The organism is Methylobacterium sp. P5_C11 (genome assembly GCF_054049775.1).
In genome coordinates, this window is the sequence record NZ_JBFULS010000005.1 from 81,151 (window position 1) to 94,791 (window position 13,641).

12 protein-coding genes are annotated in these 13,641 nt (G+C 68.7%); 4 read left to right on the top strand and 8 right to left on the bottom strand.

The genetic code is table 11. The annotated features are described in order from the left end of the window. Positions 1 to 430: 430 nt before the first annotated feature. The 3 genes from ACXJKQ_RS04880 to ACXJKQ_RS04890 form a co-directional block, all read right to left on the bottom strand. Positions 431 to 760 (bottom strand): hypothetical protein, encoded by a 330-nt coding sequence (locus ACXJKQ_RS04880; protein WP_457104637.1) that lies wholly within the window; start codon positions 758 to 760, stop codon positions 431 to 433. Between the two features lie 312 nt (positions 761 to 1,072). Next, entirely contained in the window at positions 1,073 to 1,519 is a 447-nt protein-coding gene (locus tag ACXJKQ_RS04885) for a host attachment protein (protein WP_457104638.1), read from the bottom strand. A gap of 21 nt (positions 1,520 to 1,540) precedes the next feature. Next, on the bottom strand, positions 1,541 to 2,350 hold the full coding sequence (locus ACXJKQ_RS04890) for a universal stress protein (protein WP_457104639.1): 810 nt from the start codon (positions 2,348 to 2,350) through the stop codon (positions 1,541 to 1,543). Positions 2,351 to 2,949: 599 nt separating this feature from the next. Between ACXJKQ_RS04890 and ACXJKQ_RS04895 the strand changes: the two genes are divergently transcribed. The 3 genes from ACXJKQ_RS04895 (at position 2,950) to ACXJKQ_RS04905 (ending at position 3,982) form a co-directional block, all read left to right on the top strand. After that, a complete protein-coding gene (locus ACXJKQ_RS04895) occupies positions 2,950 to 3,189 on the top strand; it encodes a biotin/lipoyl-containing protein (RefSeq protein ID WP_457104640.1) in 240 nt (79 codons plus the stop codon). A gap of 71 nt (positions 3,190 to 3,260) precedes the next feature. Beyond that, the gene (locus tag ACXJKQ_RS04900; RefSeq protein WP_457104641.1) at positions 3,261 to 3,635 is read left to right on the top strand and encodes an SPW repeat protein; all 375 of its coding nucleotides are present in this window, start codon (positions 3,261 to 3,263) and stop codon (positions 3,633 to 3,635) included. Further along, positions 3,632 to 3,982, top strand: coding sequence for a c-type cytochrome (locus tag ACXJKQ_RS04905; protein ID WP_457104642.1), 351 nt, complete (start codon positions 3,632 to 3,634; stop codon positions 3,980 to 3,982). The genes ACXJKQ_RS04900 and ACXJKQ_RS04905 overlap by 4 nt, the downstream gene beginning before the upstream one ends. Before the next feature lie 19 nt (positions 3,983 to 4,001). Here the strand turns inward: ACXJKQ_RS04905 and gyrB are convergent, their stop codons facing one another. The 5 genes from gyrB to ACXJKQ_RS04930 all read right to left on the bottom strand — a co-directional run bounded on the left by gyrB (position 4,002) and on the right by ACXJKQ_RS04930 (position 10,444). Continuing rightward, positions 4,002 to 6,446 carry a DNA topoisomerase (ATP-hydrolyzing) subunit B gene (gene gyrB / locus ACXJKQ_RS04910; protein WP_457104643.1) on the bottom strand — a complete coding sequence of 815 codons (2,445 nt, stop codon included), beginning with the start codon at positions 6,444 to 6,446 and terminating at the stop codon, positions 4,002 to 4,004. A gap of 179 nt (positions 6,447 to 6,625) precedes the next feature. Continuing rightward, positions 6,626 to 7,588 (bottom strand): aldo/keto reductase, encoded by a 963-nt coding sequence (locus ACXJKQ_RS04915; protein WP_457104644.1) that lies wholly within the window; start codon positions 7,586 to 7,588, stop codon positions 6,626 to 6,628. A gap of 4 nt (positions 7,589 to 7,592) precedes the next feature. Next, on the bottom strand, positions 7,593 to 8,237 hold the full coding sequence (locus ACXJKQ_RS04920; RefSeq protein ID WP_457104645.1) for an MBL fold metallo-hydrolase: 645 nt from the start codon (positions 8,235 to 8,237) through the stop codon (positions 7,593 to 7,595). An 89-nt stretch (positions 8,238 to 8,326) separates the two neighbouring features. After that, positions 8,327 to 8,710 (bottom strand): hypothetical protein, encoded by a 384-nt coding sequence (locus ACXJKQ_RS04925; protein WP_457104646.1) that lies wholly within the window; start codon positions 8,708 to 8,710, stop codon positions 8,327 to 8,329. 66 nt (positions 8,711 to 8,776) lie between these two features. Next, positions 8,777 to 10,444 (bottom strand): alpha-amylase family protein, encoded by a 1,668-nt coding sequence (locus tag ACXJKQ_RS04930; RefSeq protein WP_457104647.1) that lies wholly within the window; start codon positions 10,442 to 10,444, stop codon positions 8,777 to 8,779. 155 nt (positions 10,445 to 10,599) lie between these two features. Between ACXJKQ_RS04930 and ACXJKQ_RS04935 the strand changes: the two genes are divergently transcribed. After that, a complete protein-coding gene (locus tag ACXJKQ_RS04935) occupies positions 10,600 to 13,635 on the top strand; it encodes a penicillin-binding protein 1A (protein WP_457104648.1) in 3,036 nt (1,011 codons plus the stop codon). The last annotated feature ends 6 nt before the right edge of the window (positions 13,636 to 13,641 follow it).

Genomic DNA, 13,641 nt, shown 5'->3' on the forward strand with positions numbered 1-13,641 from the left:
AGCCTCCATGACGCCGTCTATGTCCCCATCCGGCAACGGCCGGCATTGCTCCTGATCAACCGGGCCTGGGCCGTCCCTCGCCGATGGATGCGACGGCGTTGCGGTGACTGCGTGAACCAGTAACGGGCGCCCCCGGCGAGATCTTCAGCCCCGCTTAGTGGGGAAACACCGACCTTGTCGTCATGGGCGGCTAACTCCTCGTGGGCGATCACGGTCACAGCCGGCTGCGGGACTGGATCTGCGGTGGTGCGGCCCGGGATATGCCGCAGACCGCGCCCGTCTGCTGCCTGATAGTCCACTGAGGCGGGTCATGGTCGTGCACGCCGGAGGACCGTGTGCCTCGACGAGGCGTGGGCCACAGGGCCGGTGCAGCGATAGCCGGGAGAACTGCGTCTCGGCCCGCGGGCACGAATGCCCGGTCCAAGCCCGCTCAATCCGCCCGACCGCCGTCGAGAATGTGCAGGGCCTGGATCCGCCCCGTTTCGACGTACGGATGGTCCAGGCTGTCGAGCAGGTCCGCGATGATGTCGTCCAGTTCGGACGCCGCTGTGCCGTAGAGCTGGAATGCGCATTGCCGGCATGCGCGCTCACCCGAATCGATGGATCCGCCCATCGCGGCGATCTCGTCCCACCCTCTTTGGCGCAGGGCCAACGCGAGTTGGCGATACTGTGCCAGGATGTCGGCGCCAACCTTGGCAGCTGTGGCCTGGATCGCCGCTTCGCCCGCATCTGCGATGGATGGGATGTCTTTGCCTACCATCGTCATTCTCCAGGATGGATCCGAGCCGATTGCCGCCGCGCCCGCTGCCGGCCATCCGACGCGCGCCGATGGATCGGGCGGGAAGGAAGCGAATGGCGGGACACCGTCAGCGCACCAAGCCTGGGTCCTCGCCATATTCGAACGCCCTGTCTGACGAGCATGACCGACGACGTCGGGCCGCCGGGAGGCGAGGCGCCGGCTCGTGCCCCGGGAGGGCCGGAGCAAGTACCGGACGGAGCCAAGGAATCGCGCGTCGGCGCGGGCGCGACATTGACGTGGGTCAACAGCTCGAAGGGGCGCGTGCGACACGACTCAGGCCGCCCGAAGATGCCGCTGGATCTCGCTGACCGTATGCTTGGTGAGATCTTGGTCGATCTCCGCGATGACCGAGCGCCGGAGCCGTTCCGGCAGAGCGATTCGCAACTCCGCGAGCGTCCGTTGCGGTGCGACGACGACCAGGGCGGGGACCGGTTCGAGACGGTCCAATGCCTGCGCCACCTCATCGGTGAATCGGCGTTCGGCCAACTCGTGCCAGTCCGTCTGCTCGATGGCGCTCCGACGGTCGCCGAGCCTGACCCGGGGCGGCTTGTCCGTACCCTGGTCGCGCGTCGGGGGGTTCGGCGGCGCCTCGAAGACCCGTCGGACCTGTAGGTCCAGTTGCAACGGGTGACCTTCGTTGAGAAGCACCAGGACTTTGCGGCCGTCGGCCACGATGACGTAGCCGCCGTGTGGGATCATGAGGTTGCGCTTGCCGGCCATGTGATCCTCCCTGCCTGCCACTCAGTGGCTCATCAGGCAGCAAACTGGGGTTCGGGCGAGCAGGGTGCGGGTGACACCCCCGAAGGCCCACTCGCGCAGGCGACCATGGCCGTAGCCACCCGTGACGATGAGGTCGGCGCCGTGCTCGGCGGCCGCGTCGACGAGCGCCGCCGCGGCCGAGGTGCCATGCGCTTCCGTCCGTACTGGGGTGCTGCGGACGTCATGGGCCTGGAGGAACGCGACGACGTCCCGCGTCTCGGCGGAGCCCCCTCCCTCGTCGATGGCCACCACCACCGTCTGGATCGCTCGCTTCAGGAACGGCAGGGCATCCCGGACGGCGCGGCGCGCCTCGCGCGTATTCTTCCAGCCGATCGCCACCCGTTTCGCGTCGAGACGGCTGACCTTGGGCGGGACCACCAGCACCGGTCGACCGACGCGCATCAGGACATCCCCCGGGTCGACCGAGAGGCGCGAGTTTCCGTCACCCTCCCGACCGAGGACGACGAGGTCGGCGACGGCGACTTGCGACGTCAGAAAGGCCAGCGGGAAGTCGAGGTTCGAGCGCCATTCGGTCCGGCTGCGCCCGCCGGTCGCCTCCCGGAACGTCGCCTGGGCGCGTCTGAGATCGTCCRGGACGCTCTCCTGGATCGCCGGGATGCCGTACGCGCCTCCCGGCGTCGGGCCGACAGGGGCGCCCCCATAATCCGGCATCTCTGCCGCAATGCCGATCAGGCCGGCGTGAAAATCGTCAGCGAGATACGCGGCGAGGTGGATGCGATCGCGTGCAGACTCACCGAGGTCGACCGCGACCATGATGTTCGCGATGGTCATGGCAGCACTCCGATAGGCAGGGGCGGGCTATGAGGACTGCGGCGGTCCGGCTGCCCGCCGTCGGGTCAGCGTCAGTCAGCCGGTCCGCACCTCCACCGGCACTGCGACTGCGGGCACAGTCGCGGACCGGTCCAACGCCTGGATGGCACGCTGCGTCCGACAGATCCGTTCGATCCCACGCGGCGGTTCCCGGCTGCGGCGCCGATCTGAGCCGCATCGACGCTCGGCACGAATGCAAGGTCGGCGATGACGATCCGGTGGGTCAGCGTGTGGTTCATCGCGGTGCCGCTCGAAGGCGTCCCGTTCAAATCGGGTCGGGGCCGACGCTAGATCCGGCCAGCGGTTCGACATTGATCCAGCGCAAAGGCGCCGGCTGCCCGGTCTGCCGCGTCGGGTTCACGGGCGTTGGCCGTCCGCCGGCCGATGACGGGCATCCGGGCAAGGCGTGTGGCCCCGGTCCCGGCAGGATTACCCACGGGTGCGCCAACGGCCAGACACCGGACGGACGCGGCGCCGCGCACCGGCGCCATGCCTTGAGCCAGATCAAGGCGCCCTGACGCTCGTCGGCGTTCTTTTCCGATCTGCGAAGGGAGGCAACCATGGCTGACGTTCACGTGGCCGAGCAGCTCTGGTCCACGGGCATGCTGCCCGAGGGCATTCTTGAGCGGTGGCTGGTCGAAGACGGGGCTCTGGTCCGGACCGGCGACGCGGTGGCCGCCGTCCGAATCGGCGAGGCCCTCCACGACATCGTCTCGCCAGCGGGAGGCCGCCTTATGGTCCTGGCTGCGCCCCGCGACGTCGTCGATCCCGGATGCATCATCGCCGAGGTCCACGCCTGACGGCCAGATTGCGGCGGCACGCGCGATCCGGTCGCGGCGCAGAGCCGGACCGGGCAGACGGGAGGCAGATCATGGACCGAACAGACACGACCGTCGCTCGGCCGCCGACCTGGCGGACGGACGAGATCCTCCTCGGCATCCTTCAGCACACGGCCGGGATCGCGCTGGTCCTGACCGCCTGGGTGTTGGTCTTCACCGACCAGACGCGCGCGGCCGCCTCGGCCCTCCTGCCGGGCTTGCTGATCGTGGCGCTCTACGGCGCCAACCAGATCCATTTCCGGGCCGTGCTCGAACGGACAGTGTTGCTCGTTGGGGCATGGACCCTCGTCGCGCCGTGGGTGCTCGGATTCGCCGCGAACGACGGCGCAACCTGGGCGCACGTGGTTCTCGGCGGCGTGGCCATCGGATCCGCGGCGACGTGGCTGCGGATCGCGGGGCGGCCATGATGTTGCCGTCCCGCAGTGCCCGCGCGGCTGTCGTCGCCGGGCTCCTGGCCGCCGGGATCGGACCCGTGACCCGCGTTCACGCGGAGGACCGTCATGTCGGAGGCCGGACCGTGGCCGAGCAGCTCTGCAGCCAGTGCCATGTCATCGGCCGCGAGCCGCAAGCGGGCGAGTTCGCCGGGCCGGCCTTTCTCCGGGTCGCCAACATGACCTCGACGACTGCTTTGTCCCTGGACGTGTTCCTGCAGAGTCACCATCAGCGCATGCCGAGCCTGCGGCTCGACCGGCACGAGATGGATGCCGTCATCGACTACATCCTCAGTCTCAAGACCGTGCCGCCGAGCGACTGAGGAAGCGCCCCGCTCGGGTTTACACGTCGAGATTGGCGACGCTGAGCGCGTTTTCCTGGATGAATTCGCGCCGCGGCTCCACGACGTCGCCCATCAGCTTGACGAACAAGTCGTCCGCGTCGGTGACATCCTTGACCTTGACCTGCAACAACGAGCGCACGTCCCGGTCGAGGGTCGTCTCCCAGAGCTGCTGCGCGGTCATCTCGCCGAGGCCCTTGTAGCGCTGGAGCTGCAGGCCCTTCCGGCCGAAGGCCATCACCGCCTCGAACAACGCCACCGGCCCGTGGAGCACGGTCTCGTCGGATTTGCGCATGAGCGTGGCGGGCTCGCCGTAGATTTCCCGGAAGGCGTCGGCCCGCTCGGACAGGCGACGCGCCTCCTGCGAGGCGATCAGCCCGGCGTCCAGGTTCGCGACCTGACGGACTCCGCGCAGCGTCCGGCTCAGGCGGTAACCGCCCTCGAACGCTTCGCCCGACCACCCCTGCTCGATCTCGTCCGCGATGGCGTCGAGGCGGCGTGCGGTCGAGTCGGCCAGCACCTCGGCCTCACCCGGCCGGGAGGCCGCTTCGGCGTCCAGAGCCCCGGCCAGCACCGCCTGCTCGACGACGGCGCGATCGTAGCGGGTATGGAGACCCTGCAGGATGCTCCGGAAAGTCCGCGCCTCCTCGACCAGGCTCTTGAGCTGCGCTCCGGCGAATTCGGCCCCCGTGGAGAGGCGCAGGATCGCCCCGTCCGTGCCCTGGTCGATCAGGTAATCCTCGAGGGCGCGTTCGTCCTTAAGGTAGATCGCCCGGCGGCCGCGCTCGGCTTTGTAGAGCGGGGGCTGAGCGATGTAGAGATGGCCGCGATCAATGAGTTCCGGCATCTGCCTGAAGAAGAAGGTCAGCAACAGCGTTCGGATGTGCGAGCCGTCCACGTCCGCGTCGGTCATGATGATGATGCGGTGGTAGCGCAGCTTCTCCGGATTGAAGCCCTCGCGGTCCGTGGACGACCGTCCGATCCCGGCACCGAGGGCGGTGATCAGCGTGCCGATCTCCGCGGAGGACAGCATCCGGTCGGCGCGGACGCGCTCGACGTTCAGGATCTTGCCGCGCAGCGGCAGCACCGCCTGGAAGGCGCGGTCGCGGCCCTGCTTGGCCGAACCACCGGCGGAGTCGCCCTCCACCAGCAGGATCTCGCATTTGCTCGGATCGCGCTCCTGGCAGTCGGCGAGCTTGCCGGGCAGTGAGGCGATGTCGAGGGCGCCCTTGCGGGTGACGGTCTCGCGCGCCTTGCGGGCTGCCTCGCGGGCCGAGGCTGCCAGCACGACCTTGGCCATCACGGAGCGGGCCTGGCTCGGATTCTCTTCGAGCCAGGTCGACAGGCCCTCGCTGAGGACGTTCTCCACCGCCGGCCGCACCTCGGAGGAGACGAGCTTGTCCTTCGTCTGCGACGAGAATTTCGGATCGGGCACCTGCACGGAAATCACCGCCGTCAGGCCTTCCCGGCAATCCTCGCCGGTGAGCGACACCTTCTCCCTCTTGGAGACGCCGGAGGAATCCGCGTAGCCGGTGATCTGGCGGGTCAGGGCGGCGCGGAAGCCCGCCATGTGGGTGCCGCCGTCCCGCTGCGGGATGTTGTTCGTGAAGGGCAGGACCGTCTCGTTGAACGAGTCGTTCCACCAGAACGCCACTTCGACGCGGATGCCGTCGCGCTCCGCGCGGACCACCACCGGGCTCGTGATGCCGTCGATCGGTTTGCGCGAACGATCGAGGTAGCGGACGAATGCCTCGATGCCGCCCTCGTAGTACAGTTCCTCGCGCTTCTTCTCGGCGTGGCGCGCGTCGGTCAGGACGATGCGCACGCCGGAATTAAGGAAGGCAAGCTCGCGCAGGCGCTTCTCCAGCGTCCCGTAGTCGAACTCGATCATCGTGAAGGTGTCGGTCGACGGGAGGAAGGTGACTTCCGTCCCGCGGCGGCCGTTGCCGGGTGCGACGACTTCGAGGGGTGCCACGGCGTCGCCGTGGCGGAACTCCATCGCGTGCTCCTTGTCATTGCGCCAGATGCGCAACTTGAGGAACGACGACAGGGCGTTCACCACCGAGACGCCGACGCCGTGCAGGCCGCCGGACACCTTGTAGGAGTTCTGGTCGAACTTTCCGCCGGCGTGCAGCTGGGTCATGATGACCTCGGCCGCCGACACGCCCTCCTCCTTGTGTATGTCCACGGGAATGCCGCGCCCGTTATCCGAGACGGTGCAGGAGCCGTCGGCGTTGAGGGTGACGGTCACGAGGTCGGCGTGACCCGCCAGGGCCTCATCGATGGCGTTGTCCACGACCTCGTACACCATGTGGTGGAGGCCGGAGCCGTCGTCGGTATCGCCGATATACATGCCGGGCCGCTTGCGGACGGCGTCGAGGCCCTTCAACACGCGGATCGATTCCGCGCCGTAATCGGCGTGCTCGCTCTGGGGGGTGTCGGACATGAACTTCCTCGGGCAGGCGGGCCTTGACGCGACGGAGCGACTCGCGCCGTCGGGCGCCCACGCCTGCGCTCTCGCCTGATCCGCCTGATATAAGGGTTCCGCGTTGAGATTGCACGATTTTACGGGCTTGCGGCGTGCCCATCCCAACGCATTTGTGACGCCCGCCGCTTAACGCTGCGTTAGCCTTCGAGCCCGCCGGCGCTCGCCTCATCGAGACGGGCGACCGCGTCCCGCGGAAGGGTCAGGCGGACGGCGCCGAGCAGCTCGTCGAGCTGCGCCACCGAGGTCGCGCTCGCGATAGGTGCGGTGATGCCGGGACGGGCGATGATCCAGGCGAGCGCCACCTGCGCGGGATTCGCGCCCTGCGCCTGAGCGATCGAATCCAGTACGTCCAGCAGCGCGAGACCGCGCGGATTGAGGTACTTGGCGACGCGATTCTCGCGGGCGCGACCCGCAGCATCCCCGGCCGAGCGGTATTTGCCGGTGAGGAATCCGGCCGCGAGGGAGAAGTAGCCGATCACCCCGATCTGCTCGGCCCGGCAGAGGGGTTCCAGCTCAGCCTCGTAACCCCGCTCGGCGAGGCTGTAATCCGGCTGGAGGCATTCGTACCGCGGCAGGCCCGCGGCGGCTGCGGTCCGAAGCGCCTCCGTGAGCCGCGCGGCGGTGTAGTTGGAGGCGCCGATGGTGCGCACCTTGCCGGCAGCGATCAGGCGCTCGTGAGCCCGGAGAGTCTCCTCCAGGGGTACCTCGGAATCGTCGAGATGCGACTGGTACAGGTCGATCCGGTCGGTCCCGAGACGCCGCAGCGACGCCTCGCAAGCCCGCTCGATATGGCCCGCGGACAGGCCCTTTCCGGCCTCGCCCATGTCCATGCCGACCTTGGTCGCCAGCACGATCCGCTCCCGCATGCCGGGGCGGCTGGCAAGCCAGCGTCCGATCACCGTTTCGGATTCTCCGCCGACGTGGCCGGGCGCCCAGCGCGAATAGACGTCGGCGGTGTCGATGAAGTCGAAGCCACTGTCCACGAACCGATCGAGGATCGCGAAGGAGGTTGCCTCGTCGGCGGTCCATCCGAAGACGTTGCCGCCGAGACAGAACGGCGCGACCGTGAGGTCGGAGCGGCCGATTCGGCGCTTGTCCATGGTGTCAGTCCTGCAGGAAGGGGTTGGAGACGCGTTCCTCGCCGAGCGTGCTGGTCGGACCATGGCCCGGGATGAAGGCGATGTCGTCGCCAAGCGGCAGGACCTTCTCCTTGATCGCGCGGATCAGTTGGTCGTGGTTGCCACCGGGCAGATCGGTGCGTCCGACCGAGCCCTTGAACACCACGTCGCCGACGAGCGCGAACCGCGCGTCGCGGCTCACGAACACGACGCTGCCCGGGGAGTGGCCGGGACAGTGCAGAATGTCGAAGCCGAGGGCGCCCACCGTCACCGCGTCGCCCTCCTCGAGCCAGCGGTCCGGCGTCACGGGCCGGGCGGCACCGAGGCCGTAATTCGCCGCCGTCTCGGGCAGGGAATCGAGGAGGAACTTGTCGGCTCGGTGCGGACCTTCGACCGGCACGCCCAGGCGCTCGCGCAACTCGTCGGCGCCGGCGGCATGGTCGACATGGCCGTGGGTCAGCAGGATCTTCTCGACCGTGACGCCCTGCTCGCGGATGGCCGCCTCGATCCGGTCGAGGTCGCCGCCGGGATCGACCACCGCGCCGACCTTGGTGGCGTCGTCCCAGATCAGGGTGCAGTTCTGCTGGAAGGGCGTGACCGGGATGATCCCGGCGCGTGGCGTACCTGGCATGTCGTCCCGCATGTTGGCAGCGCCGCTCCGGACGCCCTCCGCCTGAGTTTAGCGCAGAACGTGGGTAGGCGGCACCCTGCGCTGCGCACTCAGGCCGTGTCGCCCCGGGGGCGGCGCAGGCCGTCGTGAAGCGCCAGCATGTCGGCCATGCCGAGCGCCCGAGAGCTCCAGCGGGTTTCCGCGGCGTTGACCTGCGTGAACCGATCATGGGACCGTCCACCATAGGCCCCGAACAGAGTCCAGCCCGCCTCGACGGCACCGTCGCCGCGCGCCGTCTCATCCGGCCGGTCGATCCGGTAGGACGGCGTCGGCGATCGGCCGGTCACGCCGATCCGCACCCAGGCGTCGCCGTAATGCTTCTGGCACATCCGCATCGTGACCAGCACTTGGCGCAGGTAGTCCTCGCCGTCGGCGAGATCTGGCAGGATGTCGGCGATCGTCGCGTCAGGAGGATAATGCTTCGTTCGCGCCATGTTACACCTTGCTCAGGCGTGTCCTATCGTCTTGAACCGCCGAGAGCGAGCCGGACTCCGGTTTCCTCACGCCGGCCGCCGCTTCAGCAGCGCGTCGAGACCGCCGACCCGGAACCAGTGATACCCGTAGCCCTCTAGGAACAGGCAGTGCCGGCCGTCCTCGCCAACCTTGCTGCGGGCGCCGGTGAGCAGGTCGACGAGAATGTCGTGTCCGGGATCCTCCGCGCCCGACGCCATGGCGACCTCGACGGGCTCCGGTGCGAGATTGTGGACACAGAGCACGGCGTTGCCCCGCCAGTCGTAGCGGAGCGCCAGCACCGACGGACTGCCGGTCTCCATCGCGATGACGTCGCCCCAGCCGATCTCCGGCGCCTCCTTGCGCTGCCGGATGATGCTCTGCATCCAGTTGAGCAGGGAGCCCTCCTCGTGGCGCTGGTCGGCCACGTTCACGTGGGCGTAGCCGTAGGGGCCGTGATCGATCACCGGCAGGACCGTGCGGGCAGCGGTGGAGAAGCCGCCCTGATGCTCGCTGGTCCATTGCATCGGCGTGCGGGCGCAGTCCCGCTCCTTCAGCGACAGCTCGTCGCCCATGCCGATCTCGTCGCCGTAGCGCAGCACCGGCGTCCCTGGCAGGGTGAACATCAGCGAATAGGCGAGGCGGATGCGGCGGGGGTCGCCGGCCAGCATCGGCGCGAAGCGGCGGCGGATGCCGCGGTCGTAGAGCTCCATGCCCTTCTCGGGGCCGAACGCCTCGAAGACGGCCTGTCGCTGCTTTCCCGTCAGGCGTCCCAGATCCAGTTCGTCGTGATTCCGCAGGAAGATGCCCCACTGACAGGAAAGCGGGCGCGGCTTCGTCCGCTCGATCGCCTTGACCAGCGGCCGCGCGTCATGGGCCGCCAGGGCGTAGAAGGTCGCCTGATTGACCTGGAAGTTGAACATCATGTGCATGCGGTCGGCATCGTCGCCGAAATAGTCGAGGTCCTGGTTCGGCAGGATGTTGGCTTCGGCCAGGATGATGGCGTCGCCCTGGCGCCATTGCAGGAACTCGCGCAGGTCGCGCAGCATCTCGAACTGCTCGCGCGGCTTGCCGCCGACATCGGCCCCCTTCTCGGCGATGACGAACGGAACAGCGTCCATGCGGAAGCCGGAGACGCCGAGCTGGATCCAGAAGCCCATGATCTTCAGGATCTCGGCCAGAACCTCGGGATTGGCGGTGTTGAGATCCGGCTGGAAGTTGAAGAAGCGGTGGAAGTACCAGGCCTTCGCCTGCGTATCGTAGGTCCAGGTGGATTTCTGCACGCCGGGGAAGACCATGCCCTCATCGGCGGTGGCCGGCCGTTCCTTCGACCAGACGTACCAGTCGCGATGGGGCGAATCCGGGTCGGACCGGGCCGACTGGAACCACGGATGCTGATCCGAGGTGTGGTTGACCACGAGGTCGATCAGGACGCGCAACCCCCGCTGCTTGGCCGCGTGGGTGAAGGCGACGAAATCGCCCAGCGAGCCGTAATCCGGATCGACGCCATAATAGTCGGCGATGTCGTAGCCGCCGTCCTTCTTGGGCGAGGGCTGGAACGGCATCAGCCAGATCGCTGTGGCACCCAGCCCCTGGATGTAGTCGAGCCGACGCTCGAGCCCGGCGAAGTCACCGATGCCGTCGCCGTTGGCATCCATGAAGGTGCCCACCGACAGGCAGTAGATGACGGCGTTCTTGTACCAAAGGTCGTTGATCATCGCTGCCCCGGCCGCGTCGCGCCTCACGAACGTGGGACGCGGTCAAAGCGTTGCCGTGCGCGGCGTCCTTAAATCAGCCGCGTTGTGCACGCCCTGTCCGTGCGCGTGCCCGGAAGGCCCGCGCRCGCCCCGTCGCGTCCACGAACCTGGCCCGTATGAACGCCATCCTGATCAAGCTGTTCGCGACCGCCCTGACCCTGAGCCAGGTCACGACCCGGCCGGACGCGGTCCGGACGCAGTTCGATCCTGCGACCGACGGACCCGAGGTGATCCGGCTGTTGCGGGACGGCTGCGCCCACATGCGCAAGGCGTTCGACATCGAGGACATCAACCTCGACGAGCTCATCACCACCGCCATGGAGGACCCCTCGACGGTCGCAGGGCCGGCGGCGCCGAAGATCCTGCACGGGCTCGACCTGAACGAGCTGAACACGAGCTACAAGCAGTTCTGTAAGGGCGAGAATCCGGCGAACTCGCCCTTCGACGCCAGGGCGGTGATCGAGTTCTACGACAACGCCACCAAGGATCTGCCGAGCGCGGAGGCCCTGCGCGACAAGACGCTGCCGGGCATGACCCGGATCCTCGACGGCGCCGGCAAGCCCTTCGCCGAAGCCTCCGAGCCGAACGGCCGCCGCATCGTGGTGCCGATCACGACGGTTCCGACCCTCGTGCAGAAGGCGTTCATCGCCGCCGAGGATAAGCGCTTCGAGAGCCATCACGGCATCGACGAGCGCGGGGTGATCCGCGCCTTCATCGGCAACCTCGCCTCCCCGGGGCGGCCGGCCGGCGGCTCGACCATCACCCAGCAGGTCGTCAAGAACCTCTCGGTGGGCGACGACGTCACCTACGAGCGCAAGATCCGCGAGATGATCGTGGCCTCGCGCCTGGAGCGGATCCTCACCAAGCCGCAGATCCTCGGGCTCTACCTCAACGGCATCTATCTCGGCCGCGGTGCCTACGGGATCGAGATGGCGGCGCAGAGCTATTTCGGGAAGCCGGTCGGGCAGCTTACCCTGCCGGAGGCGGCGCTACTCGCCGGCATGCCCAAGGGGCCGAACTTTTACAGTCCCGACAAGTACCCCGATCGGGCGCGGGAGCGGCGCGCCTACGTGCTCGCCCGTCTCAAGGAGGAGGGAACGATCACCGAGGCCGAGATGAACGCGGCCATCAAGGCCGATCTCGGGCTCAAGCCGATCGAGACCGCCCGGCGGGATTCGGGCTTCTACGTGGTGGATTTCCTCAGCCGGGAGGCGCGCACCTTCGCGGGCGTCGATTCGCTGACATCCGGCTCGCTGACCGTCCGGTCGACGATCAATGCCGGATTGCAGCGCGCCGTTGAGGAGGCGCTCCAGGACGGGCTCGCCAACTACGAGCGCGCCACCGGGCGACAGACCTTCACCGGGCCGGAACTCAACCTCGCCGACAGCGTCCGCCGGATCCAGGCCGCCAGTCCGGCGCCCGAGGGCTCGCCCCAGGCGGCGCCGGGCGTGACCGGCGCGCACACCGATGCCGGCCGGCCCGACCCGAAGGCGCGCCGCGCCGAGAAGGCGGTGGCCGCGCCCCAGAAGAAGCCGGCCTGGCTGCTGGCGCTGGAGAGCGCCCGCCCGGTTCTCTACGATGTCCGCTGGCCGATGGCGGTTGTCATCGAGACCGGCCGCGGCGGTCTGAAGGTCGGCCTGTCCGACGGCCGGATCGCCAGCCTTGATCCCGGCATCGCCCGCGGCCGGCTGCAACTCTACGACGTTGTCCGCGTGAAGCTGACCGCCGGCAAGGGCAGCCCGCGCGCGCAGATCCGCGTCCGGCCCACCGTTCAGGGTGCCGCCGTCGTGATCGAGAACCAGACCGGCCGGATCCTCGCGATGTCCGGCGGCTTCTCGTACCCGTTAAGCCAGCTGAACCGGGTCACCCAGACGGTGCGCCAGCCGGGCTCGACCCTGAAGCCGCTGACCTATCTCGCCGCGCTCAATGCCGGCCTGCAGCCGAACACGCTGGTGATGGATTCCGCCGTCACCCTGCCGCCGATCGGCGGGTCGGGCGATTCCTGGTCGCCGAAGAATTACGAAGGGGGCGGCTCGGGTCCGACCACCCTGCGGCGCGGCCTGGAATTCTCCAAGAACCTCGTCACCGCGCGCCTGCTCCAGGGCGGAATCGCCCCCAAGGCGCCGGCCAGCCTGAAGCGGGTCTGCGACATCGCCCTGGAGGCGCAGATCTACGCCGAGTGCGAGCCCTATTACCCCTTCGTGCTGGGCGCCCAGCCAGTTCGGATGCTCGACCTCGCGGGCTTCTACGCGTCGGTGGCCAACGAGGGCGCCCGTCCGGCACCCTACGCCCTGGAATCCGTCGAGCGGGACGGGAAGGCGCTCTACACGCACGCAGCCAAGGAGCCGGTGCGGCTCGCCTCCGCCGACCGAGTGTCCTTCTACCAGCTCAAGACGATGCTGCAGGGCGTGACCCAGCACGGCACGGCGGCGGCGCTGTCGAAGGTCTCGGCCTACGTGGCCGGCAAGACCGGCACCTCGGAAAACGAGAACGACGCCTGGTTCGCCGGCCTCACCAACGAGGTCTCGGTGGTGGTCTGGGTCGGCTACGACAATGCCGACGGAAGCCGCAAGACCCTCGGCCGCGGGCAGACCGGCGGCCATGTCTCGGTGCCGATCGCCTCGGCCATCCTGCAGGCGGCCTGGGCCAACGGCATCGCCAAGACGCCGCTGCGAGGCCCCTCCCCCGAGACGCGCCCGTTCATCGCGGACCTGCCGATCGATCCACGCAGCGGCGTGCGGGTCGCGGGTGGCGGCTATCTCGAGCATTTCCGCACGAGCGGCGACGGGAGGATGGCCGACACGCAATACCGCTTGGTGCCGCGCGAGACGCTCTACGCCATGCGGCCCGACGCCGAGGATGGCGATCTCGCCGGTGCCGAGGACGGCGCCAACGTGGCGGGCGACTACTACGGCAACATGACCGGCGAACGGTCGCGGGGCGATCTTCTGGATCCGTTCGGCGAGCGACCGTCGCCGCGCAGCCGCCGTGCACAGGGCGACGTGGATCCCCCCGCCCAAGACCCGTACAGGGATCCCTACAGGCCTTGGCCTGGCCAGACGGCCCGCTCGCCGTTCGGCGGGGACGACGAGGCGCGCCGGCCGCGGCGCCGCGATCCGGACTACCTGTTCGGCGAAGACCCCGGTTACTGACCGCCC

Coding starts and splice junctions, on each gene's coding strand:
- ACXJKQ_RS04880 (WP_457104637.1), bottom strand. CDS start 760: ATGGTAGGCAAAGACATCCCATCCATCGCAGATGCGGGCGAAGCGGCG.
- ACXJKQ_RS04885 (WP_457104638.1), bottom strand. CDS start 1,519: ATGGCCGGCAAGCGCAACCTCATGATCCCACACGGCGGCTACGTCATC.
- ACXJKQ_RS04895 (WP_457104640.1), top strand. CDS start 2,950: ATGGCTGACGTTCACGTGGCCGAGCAGCTCTGGTCCACGGGCATGCTG.
- ACXJKQ_RS04900 (WP_457104641.1), top strand. CDS start 3,261: ATGGACCGAACAGACACGACCGTCGCTCGGCCGCCGACCTGGCGGACG.
- ACXJKQ_RS04905 (WP_457104642.1), top strand. CDS start 3,632: ATGATGTTGCCGTCCCGCAGTGCCCGCGCGGCTGTCGTCGCCGGGCTC.
- gyrB (WP_457104643.1), bottom strand. CDS start 6,446: ATGTCCGACACCCCCCAGAGCGAGCACGCCGATTACGGCGCGGAATCG.
- ACXJKQ_RS04915 (WP_457104644.1), bottom strand. CDS start 7,588: ATGGACAAGCGCCGAATCGGCCGCTCCGACCTCACGGTCGCGCCGTTC.
- ACXJKQ_RS04920 (WP_457104645.1), bottom strand. CDS start 8,237: ATGCCAGGTACGCCACGCGCCGGGATCATCCCGGTCACGCCCTTCCAG.
- ACXJKQ_RS04925 (WP_457104646.1), bottom strand. CDS start 8,710: ATGGCGCGAACGAAGCATTATCCTCCTGACGCGACGATCGCCGACATC.
- ACXJKQ_RS04930 (WP_457104647.1), bottom strand. CDS start 10,444: ATGATCAACGACCTTTGGTACAAGAACGCCGTCATCTACTGCCTGTCG.
- ACXJKQ_RS04935 (WP_457104648.1), top strand. CDS start 10,600: ATGAACGCCATCCTGATCAAGCTGTTCGCGACCGCCCTGACCCTGAGC.